The sequence below is a fragment of the Microbacterium shimangi genome (assembly GCF_043556445.1).
Classification (GTDB): domain Bacteria; phylum Actinomycetota; class Actinomycetes; order Actinomycetales; family Microbacteriaceae; genus Microbacterium.
In genome coordinates, this window is sequence record NZ_JBIGII010000003.1 from 143369 (window position 1) to 159721 (window position 16353).

Below are 16353 nucleotides of genomic sequence, written 5' to 3' on the forward strand. Positions count from 1 at the left end.
ATCGGTGACGACCCGGGATGAGCCGGGCTGAATGGAGGGGGGAGGGGGTGGGTCGCGGAATCGAATCGATTCGGTCGCCCGATATCGATGATATCGAACCGATCCGCGCTTCGCACCGTGTCTCACAAGACGGTTCGAGTGCATTCCCAGGCTCGAACCCCATCGCCCGCATAGGGTGAAACCGTCGGCGCACCGCCGATGTGTCCTCGCCCCCGAGCAGAAGCGTCCACACACCGCATATGTCTTCCGAGAATGGCCGCGCCAGCGGCAACCCCGCCAAGCAGTCGCAGATCAACCAGACCGTCAAGCAGCAGCGCGAGCAGAAACGCCAGGAGAAGCTGGCCGAGTATCAGCGCCAGCTGGCCAAGCGCCGGCGCAGCAAGCTGCTCTGGTGGGTCGTGGGCGGCACCGCTGCCGTCGCGATCGTGGGCCTGGTCATCGCTTCTTTCGCGTTCGCTCCGAAGGCCGCGCCGACGTACACGGCCGCCGACAGCTCCGGCGTCGAGATCGAAGGCGTCGAGACGTTCGATCTCCCCAACGACCACGTCGAAGGCACCGTCGACTACGAGCAGACTCCCCCCGCCGGCGGACAGCACAACGCGGTCTGGCTGAACTGCGGTGTCTACACCGAGCCGCAGGCGAACGAGAACGCCGTGCATGCGATGGAGCACGGCGCCGTCTGGGTCACCTACGACGCCGCGGCCGTCAGCGACGAAGAACTGGCGACGTTGAAGTCGCAGCTCCCGGCCACCTACATGGTGCTCTCCCCCTACGAGGGCCTTGACTCCCCCATCGTGCTGAGCGCGTGGGACCACCAGCTGAAGCTCGACTCCGCGAGCGACGAGCGGATCCCGCAGTTCTTCGAGGAGTACTGGCGCAGCCAGAACGCCCCCGAGCCGAACGCCATCTGCTCGGGCGCCCTCGACGGCCCCGGCAAGCTCTGACATGACCGACGAAGCGACGGCTCCGCGCCCCGCGACGCGGTGGCTCGTCGTCGCGGTGGCGATCCTCGCCGTCGCCGCCGTGGCCTTCGCGATCGGTCGGTTCTCGGCTTTCGGAGCCTCCGCGGCGCCGGTGAGGCCGTCGACGGTCTCTGCCGAGGCCGGGTTCGCGCGCGACATGCAGGTGCATCACGAGCAGGCGATCCGCATGGCTATGGACATCTACCGCGTCACCGACGATGACGAACTCCGCATCCTCGCCCACGATATGGCCACCGCACAGGCGGGCCAGCGCGGCGAGATGTTCGGCTGGCTCGTCGAGTGGGGTCTCCCCCAGGCGGGCGGACCCCTCATGTCGTGGATGGCCGATTCGTCCGCCCACCAGCACGATCCCGAGACGGCCACGGAAGACGAGCTGCGTGCCGACATGGGCATGGCGACCGATGCTCAGCTGGCAGAGCTCGAGTCGGCCTCCGAGCCCGAGGCCGACTGCCTGTTCCTCTCGCTCATGATCCGGCATCACCAGGGCGCGATCCCGATGGCAGAGGCCGTCGTCGAGCTTGGCGAAGACCCGCGCGTACGCACGGTCGCCGAGAGCATGATCAGCGCGCAGACCAGCGAGATCGACGCCATGCGCAGCATGCAGACCCGGCTGGCCTGCACCGGTTGACGCCTGCGGGCGGCGCTACAGTGATCGCATGACGACGGACGCCGCCCTCCGCACGCGGCCCGCCCTCGTGACGGTCGTGGTCGTCCTCGTCTACCTCAGCGGACTCCTGAACGCCGCCGTGGGCCTGCTCATCCTGCTCAGTCGCTACCAGGTGCCCGAGAGCGACGTGCTGGGCGTCTCGCTCCTCGGTGCCGCGATCATCCTCCTCGGTCTCCTCACCCTGGCGGTGGCGTCCGCCGTCGGCCGCGGGAGCCGGCTCGCACGGCTCGCCGTGACCGTCTACATCGCGGCGCAGTACGCACTGCAGATCCTGGCGATCGCGACGACGACCTGGGATGCCGCGACCATCGTTCCGCTGGTCGCTCAGGCGTTCATCGTCGTCGCGATGTGGGCGCCGCCGGGAAGCCGCTGGTTCCGCCGCTGACCGCGGCGAACGGGTCTGCCTGCAGTGCCCGGCCGATGAAACGGCGGTGGAGCATCCGCACGATCTCGATCGCTCCGATCGTGAGCACGGTCACCCCCGCCACGAGCCACGCGGCGTCTTCGCCGGGATCGATGAGTTGGAAGAACCCCGTCGACAGCGGGATCGTGAAGATGCCCAGCAGGGCCACGAACATGCCGCCGATGACGAGTCCCTTGTACCGGTCGATCGGGCGGGCGAGCACGGCGAGAACCCAGATGCCGATCACGGCGAGGATGATCGTGGCACCGGTGCGCAGCTGGGGTTCTGCCACGCCCATCCCCGCGGCGATACGCGCGTAGACCGTCAGGGCCACCGCGATGAAGACGCCGGCCGGAATGGCGAAGGTCAGAGACCGCCGCAAGAACCCGGGCACATACCGTTGCGCGTTCGGCATGAGCGCGAGGAAGAACGCCGGAATGCCGATCGTCAGCCCATCGGTGATCGAGAGCTGGCGCGGAAGGAACGGGAACTCCATCACGAGCGCGCCGCAGAGGATCGCCAGGGTCGTCGCGTACGCGGTCTTCGTCAGGAACAGCATCGAGACGCGCTCGATGTTGGCGATCACCTGGCGCCCTTCGGCGACGACGTCGGGCAGGTGCGAGAACTGGCTGTCGAGCAGCACAAGGCGGGCGACCGCCTTGGTCGCCGCGGCGCCGGAGTTCATCGCGATGCCGATGTCGGCCGTCTTGATCGCGAGGGCGTCGTTGACGCCGTCGCCCGTCATCGCGACCGTGTGGCCCCGCGCCTGGAGGGCGAGCACGATGCGCTTCTTCTGGTCGGGCGTCACCCGCCCGAACACGATGTTCCGCTCGAGGATCTCTCCGAGCGCGGCCTCGTCTTCGGGCAACGTGCGGGCGTCGATGCCCTCACCCGCCTCGACCCCCAACTCCCGCGCGATGGCGGCGACCGTCCGAGGATTGTCGCCGGAGATGATCCGGATGCTGACGCCCTGGCGCCGGAAATACTCCAGCGTCTGAGCGGCGTCGGGTCGCACCTGCTCACGGAAGGTGAGGACGGCGACGGCTGCGACGTCTTCGGGGAGGCGCTCGGACTCCATGTCGGCTTCCGACAGGGCGGCGGGCGAGTGCCCGAGAACGAGCGTCCGTCGCCCCGATGACGACAGGTTCACCGCCAGCGCTCCCAGCGCCGTCGCCGTGTCGGTCGCCGCATCCGGGAACACCATCTCGGGGGCACCGAGCACCCACGTCCCGCCTCCCGCACCCTCGAGCGACACCGCACTCCATTTGCGTGCGGACGAGAAGGGGATGCTGGCGATGACGGCGCGGGGCTGCGCCTGCGGGTACGGCTCACGCAGGCACTTCGCCGTCGCGTTCGCGTCGGGCGCGGCCCCGTACCAGGCGAGAGCATCCTCCCACCCGTCGACCTCGTGCAACGGGTGCGCCCCGTCGAAGCGGATCTCACCCGCGGTGAGCGTTCCGGTCTTGTCGAGACAGATGATGTCGACGCGTGCGAGGCCCTCGACCGCGGGCAGTTCGTTCACGAGCACCTGCCGTGACGCGAGCTTCGCCGCGCCCACCGCGAAAGCGATCGACGTCATCAGCACCAGCCCGAGGGGGATCATCGCCGTCAGCGACGCGATCACGTTGACGACCGCCTGCGTCCAGGCCCCGCTCTGCCAGGCCTCCGCCCACCCGCCGGCCGCGACCATCTGCGCGTTGAGCACGAGGAGGCCGATCGGACCGATACCCCACCCCACCCACGTGAGCACGCGGTTCACCGACGTCCGCAGTTCGCTCGAGACCATCGAGAACCGTTTGGCCTCGGCGGCGAACGAGTTGGCGTACGAGTCGGCCCCCACACGCACCACGCGTGCGGTGCCCTCCCCCGACACCACGATCGACCCCGACAGGGCCTCGTCGCTGCGGCGCTTGTCGACGGCGTCAGACTCGCCGGTGAGCATCGACTCGTCGATCTGCAGACCACGACCGCCGAGCACCGACGCGTCGGCCGGCACCTGGTCGCCCGCCCGCAGCACCAGCACATCGTCGAGCACGATCGCATCGGGCGAGATCTCGGCGTCCGCGCCCTCGCGGCGCACCCGGGCGAGGGGGGCGTTGAGCAGCGCGAGCCGGTCGAGCGCGGCTTTCGCTCGGAACTCCTGCACGCACCCGATCACCGCGTTCGCCAGCGCGCTGAGCCCGAAGAGGGCGTCTTGCCAGCGACCCAGCAGGAGCAGCACGAGAAAGCACCCGCCCACGATGGCGTTGAAGAGGGTGAAGACGTTGGCGCGCACGATGCTGCCCACGCTTCGGCTGGAGTCGGCGCGGAACGCGTTGGTGCGACCCGCCGCGACTCTCTCGGCGACCTGCGCCCGCGTCAGCCCGGTCGCTTCGTTCACGTCGACGACCGCGGAGGCAGAGGCGGAAGCATCCATTCGCTCACTGTACCGATCGGCATCGAAGCGATCGGATGCTTCCGCCTCGGGCCCTCAGCCCTTCGTTGCGCCCGCGAGAAGACCGCGGACGAAGAAGCGCTGGAGGGCGAAGAACACGATCAGCGGAACGATGATCGAGATGAACGTGCCCGCGGACTGCAGGTACCAGCGGTCGCCCCACGAGCCCGACAGCGAGTTCAACGTCTGCGTCAGCGGCAGAGACGACGATGGCGCGAAGATCGTCGCCACGAGCAGGTCGTTCCACACCCAGAGGAACTGGAAGATCGCGAACGACGCGATCGCCGGCATCGCCAGCGGCAGGATCATCCGGAAGAAGATCTGGCCGTGGCCCGCTCCGTCGACGCGAGCCGCCTCGATCACCTCGGTCGGGATCTCCGAGATGAAGTTGTGCAGCAGGAAGATGGCGAGCGGCAACGCGAAGATCGCGTGGGCGATCCACACCGTGGCGAAGCTGTGATCGACGTCGCGCAGTTCGAACCCGGGGAAAACGGCGGTGCCGTTGATCTCGAGTCCGCGCGAGAACAGGCTCAGCAGCGGCACGAGTGCCATCTGAATGGGCACGATCTGCAGGGCGAAGACGAACACGAACAACAGGTTCTTGCCCTTGAAATCGATCCACGCGAACGCGTACGCGGCGAGGGCCGCGATCGAGATCGGGATGAGCGTGGCCGGGATCGAGATGGCGAGCGAGTTGAGGAACGAGTCGCCCAGGGTCAGGGCCGTGCCCCCCGAGGTCAGTGCTTCGGAGTAGTTGTCGAGCGTGAACCCGGGGTTCACGAACACGGTCCACCACCCGCTCGTCTGCGAGTCGGCGCCGGGGCGGAATGAGGTGACGAACAGACCGAACGTCGGGATGGTCCAGAAGATCGCGATGACGATCGCGATGATGGTGGCGGTCTTCGACGTCAGCCGCTTGTGGGCGAGGTTCTCGTTGCGGCGCGTGTCACGGGCCACCTTGCGAGCGGCGCGCGGGCTGTACGCCGGCGCCTCCTTGAGCGCGGTCATCGGATCTCCTTCTGCTTGCGCATCTGCCGCGCGTTGTAGACGATCAGCGGAAGCACGAACAGGAACAGCACCACCGCAAGAGCGGAGGAGTGCCCGTAGCTCTGGAATCGCTGCTGCTGGTTCACCATCTCGAAACCGAGCACGCTCGAGTTCGAACGGCCGCCGGTCATGACCGCGACGATGTCGTACACCTTCAGCGAGGCGATCGTGATGGTGGTGAGCACGACGATGAGCGACGCCCGGATTCCGGGCACCGTCACGTTGATGAAGCGCTGCCATGCCGTCGTGCCGTCGAGCTGGGCAGCTTCGAGCTGCTCGGTGGGCACCGCCTTGATGGCGACCGAGAGGATGACCATGGCGAAGCCGGTCTGGGTCCACACGAACACCGCCAGAAGCGCGAAGGTGTTGACGAACGGCTGCTGGTCGAGCCAGCCGATCGGTTCACCCCCGAACATCGTGACGATGGCGTTGAGCAGACCGATCTGCTGACCCTGGCGGTTGTCGTAGACGAACTTCCAGATGATGCCGGCGCCGACGAACGAGATCGCGAAGGGCATGAAGACGAAGAGCTTGAGAATCTTCTCGCCGCGCGCCCGGTCGATGAACGCGGCGTACGCCAAGCCGATCGCGGTCGAGAGCGTGGGGGCGAAGAGGGCCCAGATGATCGTGTTGATGACCGAGAAGAAGCCCTCGGGGTTCGTGAACGTCCAGATGTAGTTCTCGAGCCCCACGAACTGTTCGCCGGTCTTGTCGAAGAACGACTGGTAGATCGTCGAGATCGCGGGGTAGATCAGACCGATCAACAGGAGGATCGCCGCGGGGAGCAGGAACGTGACGAGCTGGAAGAGGTAGCCCGACCCTGCCCGCGCGCGGTAGTCGAGGACGAACAGCAGCGCGCCCATCGCCAGGGCGATGGCCACGACGTAGAGAACGGCGTTCTGGTACGGCCGCAGCAACAGGAAGGCGAGCACCGGGACGGCGAAGCAGATGACGAGCCGCAACCAGAAATAGCCGCGTCCTGCTCGCGGGGCGAACTCGATCACGAGGAGGATCAGCGCCACGACGATGCCGAAGGCGACGACGGCGATGGGGATCTGGACGAGCGGGTTGAGGCCGCCGATCCAGACGAAGAAGCTGTTGAGCGAGAAGCCGAGTGAGGTCTTCGGTGCGTCGTCGACCGCCGGTGCGGTGAACAGCAGCACGAGGGCTCCGACCAGAACGACCGCGGCGACGATCGCGCCGATGGTCGCGGCTCGCCTGCCCGGCTGCGTCGAGTCCGCGCGGGGCGGCTCGGGCGACGCCTCAGGCGGCGCGGTGAGCGTATGCGACATTGTCATACCTTTCGCGTGTTCCGAGAGAGATTAGCGCCGCGGGGGTCGTGTGACCCCCATCGGGCTGCCCCCTGTCGAAGTGGTTTTTCTACCCGGCCTGGATGTCGCTCAGCACCTGGTCGGTCGGGCGGCCGTCGATCCAGTTGACCATGCCCTTCCAGAACGATCCGTTGCCGACGGTGGCCGGCATGAGGTCGGACGCGTCGAAGCGCACCACGGTGTTCGGGTCCTGCAGGATCTCCATCGCCTCGGTGAGGAACTCACTCGACGCGAGCGACGGGTCGGCGTTCTTGTTCGCCGAGATCACGCCGCCCAGTTCGACGCGGGCGTTGGCGAACTCGGGCGTCGACATGAAATCGAGAACCTGCTGCACGGCGTCGGAATCGGAGAACGCGGTGACGAACTCTCCACCGGCCTCGACGTAGGTCTCATCGTCGGCGTTGATGCCGGGGAGCAGGAACGCGTACACGTCGCCCTCGGGACCGATCTCGGGCGTCGTGCCCTCAGCGGTCTTCGCCTCGAGGAAGTTCGCCGAGAGGAAGTTCGCCTGGTGGGTCAGCGCGCAACGACCGTCGGCGACAGCCGCGGCCACGTCACCGAACGCGGTGGAGTTGATGCTCTTCACGTCGCCGTAACCGGCGTTGACGTAGTCGGGGTTCAGGAGGATCTCACCGACCGCGTCGAAGGCGTCCGCGATCTGCGGGTCGGTGAAGGGAACCTCGTTCGCGACCCACTGGTCGTACACGTCGGCGCCGGACTGGCGGAGGACGAGGTCCTCGATCCAGTCGGTGCCCGGCCAGCCGGATGCGGCGTCCGAGGCGAAGCCGGCGCACCACGGGGCGGCACCGGTCTTGTCGCGGATGGTCTGCGTCAGCGTGAGGAGCTCGTCATAGGTCTCGGGGACCTCGACACCCCACTCCGTGAAGCTCGCCGGGGAGTACCAGACGTACCCCTTGACGTTTCCGAGCATCGGGGCGGCGTAGAAGACGTCATCGAACGTGCCGTACGTCTTCCAGTCCGGAGCCCAGTTCTCGTCGACATTGGCCTCGACGGCCTCGGGCGCGGGCTGAACCTCGCCGGTGTCGACGAGGGCCTTCAAGAGACCGGGCTGCGGAACGATCGCGATGTCGGGGGCGGAGCCACCGGCGACCTTCGTGACGATGTTCCCCTCGAAGCTCTTGTCACCGGTGTAGTTGACCGTGATGCCGGTCTCTTCGGTGAAGGCGTCGAACGACGCGTTGAGGTCGTCGGCCTCCACGCCCGTGATGCCACCGGCGATTTCGACGGTCTGGCCCTCGGCGGAGCCGGAGTCGTTCGAGGTGCCACCCTCTGCGCAGCCTGCAAGAGCAAGCCCCGCGATGCCGATGAACGCGATCGGTGCGATCACGCGGCGTCGCTGCGAACTGATCATGTGATTCCTCCTCTTCGAGGGCGTGAATGCGACTTGCATCCGCGCAAGGGTTTCCGTTCGGGAACCGTTTCCACACCAACGTAAGCGAGATTCATACGGTGCACAACGCTGAATCATCACGAATCGATAACCTCGACGCGCCTTCGCTGCGGTTTGCCGCGCCTTCATGTGGAACCGGTTCTCTTTCGACGATCTCTCGACTATCGTGTGGATGATCCGGATCGGCGTCGTCGCCGTCCGCGGGCATCGTTGCCGAGATGGAGGAGGTGCCAATGAGCGGAATCGCCGAAGTCGCGCGCTTGGCGGGCGTCTCGAAGTCCACCGCGAGCCGTGCGCTCACCGGCGGCGGCTACGTCTCGGATGAGACGCGGCGCCGCGTGAAAGACGCCGCGGGCTCACTGGGGTACGTCCCCACGACCAGCGCCGTCAGCCTCGCCACCGGGCGGACGAACACCATCGCCCTCATCGTCCCCCGGGTCAACCGCTGGTATTTCGGCTCGATCATCGAGGGCGTGGAGCGGTCGATCATCCCCCGCGGCTACGACCTGACCCTCTACGTCGCCGAGCCCGACTCGCGCGACCGCGCGAGTCTCTACAGCCACTTCCTGGCCCGCAAGAGGTTCGACGGGGTGATCGCGGTCGCCCTCGAGCCCGACGACGCCGACATCGCCCGACTGCTCTCTTTCGGCAAACCCACCGTGTGCATCGGCAACGAGCTCGCCGAGATCGCCACGCTCGGAATAGACAACACGGCCATCGGGCGCATGATCACGCAGCACCTTCTCGCTCTCGGTCATCGATCCGTGGCCTTCCTCGGTGCGACGCCCCAGGGAGAACCCACGGCCCATGACGTCATCGACCGCATCGTCGGCTATCGGCAGGCCATGAGCGGAGCGGGTCTGGCCGACCGGTCGCGCGTGCACGAGTCGATGCTCACCATCACCGACGGCTACGCCGCGGCCGCCGCCCTCCTCGCGGAGGTCGAAGGCCGCCCGACCGCCATCGTCGCGGCCTGCGACGAGATCGCGATCGGCGCGATCGTCGCCGCCCGACGCCTCGGCATCGCCGTCCCCGCGCAGCTCAGCGTCGTCGGCGTCGACGGCCACGACTACGCCGAGATGTTCGCCCTCACGACGGTCGAACAGCATCCGGCCGCCCAGGGCGAACAGGCCGTCGACATCCTCCTGGGCATGGTCGACAACGCCGACGCACCGGCACGCTCCACCATCCCGGTGCAGCTCGTGGTGCGGGCCTCGACCGCCCCGCCCCGCTGACACGAACGACGAAGGCCCCGGATGCTTCGCAGCATCCGGGGCCTTCGTAACGGGCTTACTTGAGGGTGACGCCGGCGCCGGCAGCTTCGAGAGCTTCCTTCGCCTTGTCGGCGGCGTCCTTGGTGACGCCCTCGAGGACGGCCTTGGGAGCACCGTCGACGACGGCCTTCGCCTCACCGAGGCCGAGCGAGGTGAGCTCGCGGACGACCTTGATGACCTGGATCTTCTTGTCGCCGACCGTGTCGAGGACGACGTCGAAGGAGTCCTTGACCTCTTCCTCTTCGACGGGGGCAGCGCCGCCTGCGGCGGGGCCGGCGACCGCGACCGGAGCCGCAGCGGTGACCTCGAAGGTCTCCTCGAACTTCTTGACGAACTCGCTGAGCTCGATGAGCGTGAGCTCCTTGAAGGCGTCGAGCAGCTCGTCAGTGGTGAGCTTTGCCATGATGATTCTCCTTGATCGGGGTTATTCGTACCGAACCTGACCGTGTCAGGCTGCGGACTCCTGCTTGTCGCGCAGCGCATCGACCGTGCGAACGGCCTTCGACAGCGGTGCGTTGAACAGATATGCGGCGCCGAACATCGATGCCTTCATCGCGCCGGCGAGCTTCGCCAGCAGGACTTCACGGCTCTCGAGGTCGGCGAGCTTGTTGACCTCATCTGCGGTCAGGGAGGCACCGTCGAAGTACCCGGCCTTGATCACGAGAAGAGGATTTGCCTTGGCGAAGGCGCGCAGCCCCTTCGCGACGGCGACCGGGTCACCGTGCACGAAGGCGATGGCCGACGGACCCTTGAGGTCGTCGTCCAGACCCGTCACGCCGGCGTTGGACGCGGCGATCTTGGTCAGCGTGTTCTTCACCACGGCGTACTCCGCGTCCTGACGGATGCTGTTGCGCAGCTCTTTGAGCTGGGCAACCGTCAGACCGCGGTACTCGGTCAGCAGAACGGCGGTCGAGTCCTCGAAATGCTTCGTGAGCTCGGCAACCGATGCGTCCTTCTGCGCCATGGCCACTCCTTGTGTCTACGAGACGCACCGCGGGAGCGGGCGTCGGGCCGCAGCATCCGGTCGTCCTGACAGCAAATGAAAAACGCTCCGGCACAAGGGCACGGAGCGCGGTTCCCGATCGGGAAATTCGTTCGTACACCTGCGCAGGTCTGCTTTCCACGGATCCTTGCGGATCTCGCTTCTGCTGCTTCGATCGCGACGCGCTTTCGCGCACCCCGATGACCGGCGGTCTTTGGCTTGCCCCCACCCTAACCCGACCGCCCTCCGTGGCCAAATTGGCACCGCCCTCGTCGTCGAGATGACGTCGTCTCGCCGAGCGGCCATCTCTTGTGTGCCAATTGAGGTGTCGGGTCGGCGAGACGATGTCGAGTCGATGGCGAGGTCACCCACGGGGGCGGATTCCGAACGACGCCAGCCGCTCGCCCAGCAGCTCCGGGGTCCCGATATGTTCGTCGCCCCAGCGCGCTAGTCTGCGGTGGGTGGTGCCCCGGATCCAGTCCTCCCTCTGCTTCTCACGCAGCAGCACGTCGTCGATGCTGAGGCCGTGGAGCATCGCCGCGTCCCGATACTTCGTCTTGCCGTCGAACTCCCCGAACGAGAACACGTCGTCCAGTCCGATGTCGACCCAGTAAGTCGAACCATCCGGTCCGGGGACCGGGACCTGCAGCGACGGGCTGTCGAACCCGAGCCGCGACAGCTGGAGCCGACTGACGCTCTCCCCTGGCAGCTGTGCCCTCCCGTCTGCGAAGTTCATTACCCATCGCGCTTGACGGATGCCTCGGATCGATCCGACGCGCGCTAATCGTTCGCTCATCGATTCGCGCCATTCCTCGGACGCCCGTTGGTCGTAGGCGCGATAGTCCACGCCCGCACCGACGGTGAGAGCGGCGTCGGCGACCGCGACGGCGGCCTCCGGCGTGGAGACGCGCGCCATGTCAAGCGCCGTCCGCTCCAATGAGGTGCACCTGATCCCGTCCACGACGACGACGTCCGCTTGGTCGAGGCGATCCTCATGTCGCTGCACCCCGGGGGTGCTCGCAGCGTGCAGTCGCGTCGTCCCCGTCGCATGCACTCGGAGGGGCGCGACCCGGAAAAGCGGAAGCTTCCACAGCACCGCCGCCGACACGTAAGAGAAGACATGGGTGCCTCCGACCAGATCATTCGAGGCCGCCGCGACCTGCACCAGGTGGCGGCCCTCCGGCCAGAGATCGTTCCAGGCGGTGTGGGTGACGAACCATCCCTTTCTCACACGGAGCAGCTGACCACTGTCAACCGCGACTCTCAGGCGGCGGTCGGACCATCCCCGACCGATCAGATCAGCCCGAGAACGCAGCATCCGCCTCGCGTCCTTCAGAACAATCGCCTTCTTCACCCGTCGATCGTCGCGCCCGTCTTTCCGCGACCGGCCGCCGCACCCGCAACTGTGCCCGCCTCGCGCCTTCCCACCCGTTGGGGAGGAACCGTCGACCCGCTGTCGACTCGCCGACCCGCTACCCACTCGACGCCGATAGCGTGTGGTCTCGGCGAGATGACGTCGTCTCGACGCTCGGCGTCAGTGAGGGGCGGCGCGTCAGGGAGGGGCGGCGCGTCAGGGGGAGGCGGGCGGAGAGCGGGGTTAGCATCGAACGCATGTCCCCCGAACTGACCGTGCGCAGCCCCGAGCTCGCGGCGCGGATCGTGGCGGACTCCCGCGACCGCGTCGCGTGGATCAGAGCTCGCTCGCGGGGCATCACCGCGACCGACGTCGCGTCGCTCACGAGCGCCAAGGTCATTCCCCGCGCGGCGGACGCGAAGCTGATGGGCTCAGGATTCTCGGGCAACGCCTACACCGCGCACGGCCGTGCGCGCGAACCCGAGATCGCCGCATGGGTGGCCGCGACGCACGGCATCCAGCCCTCGTCGGCACTGTTCCACGCGGTCGTCGAGAAGCGGCATCTGGCGACACCCGACGGTGTGACGGTGGACGCTGCGGGCCGGGTCATCCTCGCCGAGATCAAGACCACGAACAAGAAGTGGCGCAGCATCCCTCGCACCTACCTTCGTCAGGTGTGGTGGCAGCAGCACGTGCTCGGCGCCGAACGCACCCTTGTCATCTGGGAAGAACACGACGGGTTCGTGCCCGTCGACGACGAGCCGCAATGCCAGTGGGTCGACCGAGACGAGCGCGAGATCGGCAGCCTGGTGCATCTCGCGACGTCGCTCATCGACGAACTGCACCGACGGACGATGGCGTCACGCGCGCCGGTCCCGTCTCCCGAGCCGCCCCGCGAAGGGTTCCGCGCACTCGCGCTCGCCGAGGGCTGAGAGCTGACAGGAGTAGTTGGTTGACGAAAGTCAACTAGTGCGCGTATCGTTGATGCAAGTCAACTATCGCGTCGACGGCGTCGCGACTCCCCCTCCGTTCGCAAAGGTTCACCCATGGCCACCATTTCTTCCGAGCCCGAAACCGCGCCGCGCCGCGTGCTGCCGGCGCTCATCGGACTCCTTCTCGGGATGTTCGTCTCGATGCTCGCGTCGACGGTCGTCTCGACCTCGCTGCCCGTCATCGTCCACGACCTCAAGGGCGACCAGGCCGCCTTCACCTGGGTCATCACGTCGACGTTGCTCACGACCGCGATCTCGACCCCGATCTGGGGCAAGCTCGCCGACCTCTTCAACCGCAAGCTGCTGATCCAGATCGCCATCGCGATCTTCGTCCTCGCCACGGCGGCGGCCGGCTTCTCGCAGAACACCGAGATGCTCATCGCCTTCCGCGCCGTCCAGGGCCTGGGCGCCGGTGGCCTCGCGGCGCTGAGCCAGGTGATCATGGCCGACATCATCAGCCCGCGCGAGCGCGGCCGCTATATGGGCCTGTTCGGCGCGGTGATGGCCGTCGCCACCGTCGGCGGTCCGCTCCTCGGCGGCGTCATCACCGACGGGCTCGGCTGGCGCTGGAACTTCTTCGTCGCCCTCCCGTTCGCGGTCGCGGCTCTCGTGATCATGCAGCGCACCCTGCACCTGCCCGTGCGCGCCAAGCGCAAGGTACAGATCGACTACTTCGGCATCGTCCTGCTCGCCACGGCCGTGTCGCTGATCCTCATCTGGATCACCAACGCGGGCAAGAGCTACGACTGGTGGAGCATCGAGACCGTTCTCATGGTCGGCGGCGCCGTCGTCTCGGCCGCGCTGTTCATCGTGGTGGAGCTGCGCGTCTCCGAGCCGCTCGTCCCCCTGACCCTCTTCCGCAACCGCACCTTCACGCTCGCGACGATCGCCTCGATCGCGACGGGCCTGGCGATGTTCGGCACCGCGGTGTTCCTCAGCCAGTACATGCAGATGGCGCGTGGGGCCACACCGACCGAGGCGGGCGTCATGACGATCCCGATGATCGCCGGTCTGCTGCTCGCATCGGTCATCGTCGGCGCGCTGATCTCGCGCTACGGGCACTGGAAGCCGTACCTCATCGCGGGCGGCGTGCTGCTGATCGCGGGCTCGTTCCTGCTGTCGACCATCCACTACGACACGAACTTCGCCCTGGTGTCGATCTACATGGCGCTCCTGGGCGCCGGCGTCGGCATGACGATGCAGAACCTCGTGCTCATCGTGCAGAACACCGCAAAGCCCGAGGTCATGGGTGCGGCGAGCTCGGGCGTCACCTTCTTCCGGAGCCTCGGCGGCACGATCGGCGTCTCGGTCATGGGCGCGGCCCTCGCCACCACCGCGGCGGGCCTGTTCACCGACCGCAGTGCCGACATCGCCTCGGCGATCGCGGGCCTGGGCCCCGACGGGGCGGCGGTCGCCGCTCAGCTCCAGTCGGGCACCATTCCGCAGGTGTCGGCTCTGCCCGAGACCGTGCGTCTCATCGTCGAAGACATCTACGCGCAGTCGATCGCCGGCTCGTTCCTCATCGCGGTGCCGGTCGCGATCGTGAGCCTCATCGCGATCATCTTCCTGCCGAACCTGCCGTTGACCCGCATGACGACGAGCGAGCGGGTGCACGCCGGCGAGGCCGACCTCGCCACGGTCTCGACCCCCGAGGGCATGTCGGTCCTCGCCGGAACCGCTGCCGTTCCGACCGTTGCCGAGCGTGGGCGCGAGCCGCGTGCCACGACCGGCGAAAATAGCTGACATGACCTCTGCAAGCGCCCCCGCCGACGCGTCGAACCCGGTTGACCCGGTCGACGCGTCGGCGGACGGCGCCCGGCTGGAAGCTGTCGAAGCCCTGGAGTCGTCGTTCGCCGAGCTGATGACGGCTTTCCGCCGTCATCTCGCCGCCGCGGCCGATCGGGTGCACCCCGGGATGCTCCCCGGAACCTTCAAGGTGCTCTCAGCGATCGCCCGATCGGGGCCCACGACGCTCTCGGGGCTGACCGAGTTGCTCACCTCCGACAAGGGGCTCGTGAGCCGCAGCATCACCGAGCTCGAGGGCCTGGGCATGATCGCCCGCACCCTCGACCCCGAAGACCGACGGTCGCGTCTGATCTCGATCACCCCCGAAGGCGCCGAGCGCCTGAGCGCGGCGCGCGCTCCGCATCAGGGCCGACTGTTCGCGGTTCTTCAAGACTGGTCGGTCGACGACATCACGCACCTCACGTTCCTGCTCCATTCCCTCGCCTCCGGAGAGACGCCCCGCAACTGAGGCCGGCGAGGCTTCTCTGCGCGGTGACACCGACGAAACACCGCGGAGACACGAACGCGCTTGACTGGGGTCGTCCCGGCACCGTCGCCGCCGACGCCCATCGCACGGAAGGAGCGCCGATGAGATTCCGGCCCCAGCGCCCCCGGTCCGCCTCGCATGCCGCTCCGGCAGAGCCCGACTCGATTCCCGACACCATGAAGGCCGCCGTCATAGACCGGACGGGGGATGCTTCCGAGCTCAGGCTCGCCACCGTGCCCACCCCCGCGGCCGTGTTGAGCGAGGTACTCGTGCGGGTGGTGGCGGCCGGCATCAACCCGATAGACGCGAAGACCCGCGCGGGGTCGGGTGTCTCGTCGGCGATCGACGCTTTTCCGGCGACGCTCGGCTTCGATTTCAGCGGGGTCGTCGTGAAGGCCCCGTATGAATCCCACCCTCTGCAACCGGGCACCGAGGTGTTCGGGATGGCGGGGTTCCCTCGTTCGGGCGGCACCTACGGCGAGTACGTCTGCGTGCCGTCGCTCTCGCTCACCCGCAAGCCCGCCTCGCTCTCGCACGTCGAGGCTGCGGGCGTTCCCCTGGCCGCGTTGACCGCGTGGGGCCTGGTCGTCGAGACGGCGCTCGCGCACGAGGGCCAGCGCATCCTCATCCACGCGGCCAGCGGAGGAGTCGGCCACTTCGCCGTGCAGTTCGCCTCGTACTTCGGGGCGCAGGTCGTCGCGACCGGCTCGGCGCGGAACGCCGACTGGCTGCGCGAGCTCGGAGCCGACACGGTCATCGACCACACGACGGAGCGCTTCGAAGAACTCGTCACCGATATCGACGTGGTGATCGACCTCGTCGGCAACGTCTCCGACGACACCGGCACGAGATCGCTGAGCGTGCTGCGGCCGGGCGGGCTGCTCGTGGAGGTCCCGACCGGGGCCTGGCCCGGTTTCCACCGTGCGGCGACCGCGGTCGGTGTGCGGTCGACGAGCTACAAGGTGACCCCCGACGGAGGCACGCTCGCGACCATCGGAAGGCTGCTCGACTCCGGTGCCGTGCAGGTCTACATCGACCGCGTCTTCCCCCTGGCCGAGGCGGCAGAGGCCCACGTCGAACTCGAACGCGGGCACGCGAGGGGCAAGCTCGTCCTCCGGGTGAGCGACGACTGAGCCGGATGCTGTGAGCCGACGCGCGAGCATCGGCAACCGTCGGATTGCGCCGAGACTCTCGTGCGCCACG

General features: G+C 67.6%; 15 protein-coding genes. 8 read left to right on the top strand and 7 right to left on the bottom strand.

What is annotated here, in order from left to right; genetic code table 11:
• Positions 1-239: 239 nt before the first annotated feature.
• The 3 genes from ACFXQA_RS02365 to ACFXQA_RS02375 are packed head-to-tail and all read left to right on the top strand — an operon-like array spanning position 240 to position 2035.
• Positions 240-944 (top strand): DUF3105 domain-containing protein, encoded by a 705-nt coding sequence (locus ACFXQA_RS02365; protein ID WP_394518187.1) that lies wholly within the window; start codon positions 240-242, stop codon positions 942-944.
• 1 nt (position 945) lies between these two features.
• A complete protein-coding gene (locus tag ACFXQA_RS02370; protein ID WP_394518188.1) occupies positions 946-1611 on the top strand; it encodes a DUF305 domain-containing protein in 666 nt (221 codons plus the stop codon).
• A 28-nt stretch (positions 1612-1639) separates the two neighbouring features.
• Positions 1640-2035, top strand: coding sequence for a hypothetical protein (locus ACFXQA_RS02375; RefSeq protein ID WP_394518189.1), 396 nt, complete (start codon positions 1640-1642; stop codon positions 2033-2035).
• On the opposite strand, the gene ACFXQA_RS02380 is transcribed toward ACFXQA_RS02375, so the two are convergent.
• From ACFXQA_RS02380 to ACFXQA_RS02395, 4 genes are all read right to left on the bottom strand, one after another.
• Positions 1983-4469 (bottom strand): HAD-IC family P-type ATPase, encoded by a 2487-nt coding sequence (locus ACFXQA_RS02380; protein ID WP_394518190.1) that lies wholly within the window; start codon positions 4467-4469, stop codon positions 1983-1985. The genes ACFXQA_RS02375 and ACFXQA_RS02380 overlap by 53 nt on opposite strands.
• Before the next feature lie 54 nt (positions 4470-4523).
• The gene (locus tag ACFXQA_RS02385; protein WP_394518191.1) at positions 4524-5495 is read right to left on the bottom strand and encodes a carbohydrate ABC transporter permease; all 972 of its coding nucleotides are present in this window, start codon (positions 5493-5495) and stop codon (positions 4524-4526) included.
• Positions 5492-6826 (bottom strand): carbohydrate ABC transporter permease, encoded by a 1335-nt coding sequence (locus ACFXQA_RS02390; protein WP_394519066.1) that lies wholly within the window; start codon positions 6824-6826, stop codon positions 5492-5494. Before ACFXQA_RS02390 ends, ACFXQA_RS02385 begins: the two co-directional genes overlap by 4 nt.
• Before the next feature lie 88 nt (positions 6827-6914).
• The gene (locus ACFXQA_RS02395; RefSeq protein ID WP_394518192.1) at positions 6915-8237 is read right to left on the bottom strand and encodes an ABC transporter substrate-binding protein; all 1323 of its coding nucleotides are present in this window, start codon (positions 8235-8237) and stop codon (positions 6915-6917) included.
• A gap of 272 nt (positions 8238-8509) precedes the next feature.
• Here ACFXQA_RS02395 and ACFXQA_RS02400 point away from each other — a divergent pair, with 272 nt between their 5' ends.
• Entirely contained in the window at positions 8510-9511 is a 1002-nt protein-coding gene (locus tag ACFXQA_RS02400; RefSeq protein ID WP_394518193.1) for a LacI family DNA-binding transcriptional regulator, read from the top strand.
• Positions 9512-9566: 55 nt separating this feature from the next.
• On the opposite strand, the gene rplL is transcribed toward ACFXQA_RS02400, so the two are convergent.
• From rplL to ACFXQA_RS02415, 3 genes are all read right to left on the bottom strand, one after another.
• Positions 9567-9953, bottom strand: coding sequence for a 50S ribosomal protein L7/L12 (gene rplL, locus ACFXQA_RS02405; protein ID WP_394518194.1), 387 nt, complete (start codon positions 9951-9953; stop codon positions 9567-9569).
• Between the two features lie 45 nt (positions 9954-9998).
• Positions 9999-10514: a 50S ribosomal protein L10 gene (gene rplJ / locus ACFXQA_RS02410; protein WP_394518195.1), complete on the bottom strand. Its 516-nt coding sequence runs from the start codon at positions 10512-10514 to the stop codon at positions 9999-10001.
• A gap of 382 nt (positions 10515-10896) precedes the next feature.
• The gene (locus tag ACFXQA_RS02415) at positions 10897-11763 is read right to left on the bottom strand and encodes a hypothetical protein (protein ID WP_394518196.1); all 867 of its coding nucleotides are present in this window, start codon (positions 11761-11763) and stop codon (positions 10897-10899) included.
• A gap of 380 nt (positions 11764-12143) precedes the next feature.
• On the opposite strand from ACFXQA_RS02415, the gene ACFXQA_RS02420 reads away from it, so the two are divergent.
• The 4 genes from ACFXQA_RS02420 to ACFXQA_RS02435 all read left to right on the top strand — a co-directional run bounded on the left by ACFXQA_RS02420 (position 12144) and on the right by ACFXQA_RS02435 (position 16283).
• Entirely contained in the window at positions 12144-12818 is a 675-nt protein-coding gene (locus ACFXQA_RS02420; RefSeq protein ID WP_394518197.1) for a YqaJ viral recombinase family protein, read from the top strand.
• Positions 12819-12932: 114 nt separating this feature from the next.
• Positions 12933-14621, top strand: a complete 1689-nt coding sequence (locus ACFXQA_RS02425) for an MDR family MFS transporter (protein WP_394518198.1) — start codon at positions 12933-12935, stop codon at positions 14619-14621.
• A gap of 1 nt (position 14622) precedes the next feature.
• Positions 14623-15132 carry a MarR family winged helix-turn-helix transcriptional regulator gene (locus ACFXQA_RS02430; protein WP_394518199.1) on the top strand — a complete coding sequence of 170 codons (510 nt, stop codon included), beginning with the start codon at positions 14623-14625 and terminating at the stop codon, positions 15130-15132.
• 119 nt (positions 15133-15251) lie between these two features.
• Positions 15252-16283 (top strand): NADP-dependent oxidoreductase, encoded by a 1032-nt coding sequence (locus tag ACFXQA_RS02435; RefSeq protein ID WP_394518200.1) that lies wholly within the window; start codon positions 15252-15254, stop codon positions 16281-16283.
• Positions 16284-16353: the final 70 nt, after the last annotated feature.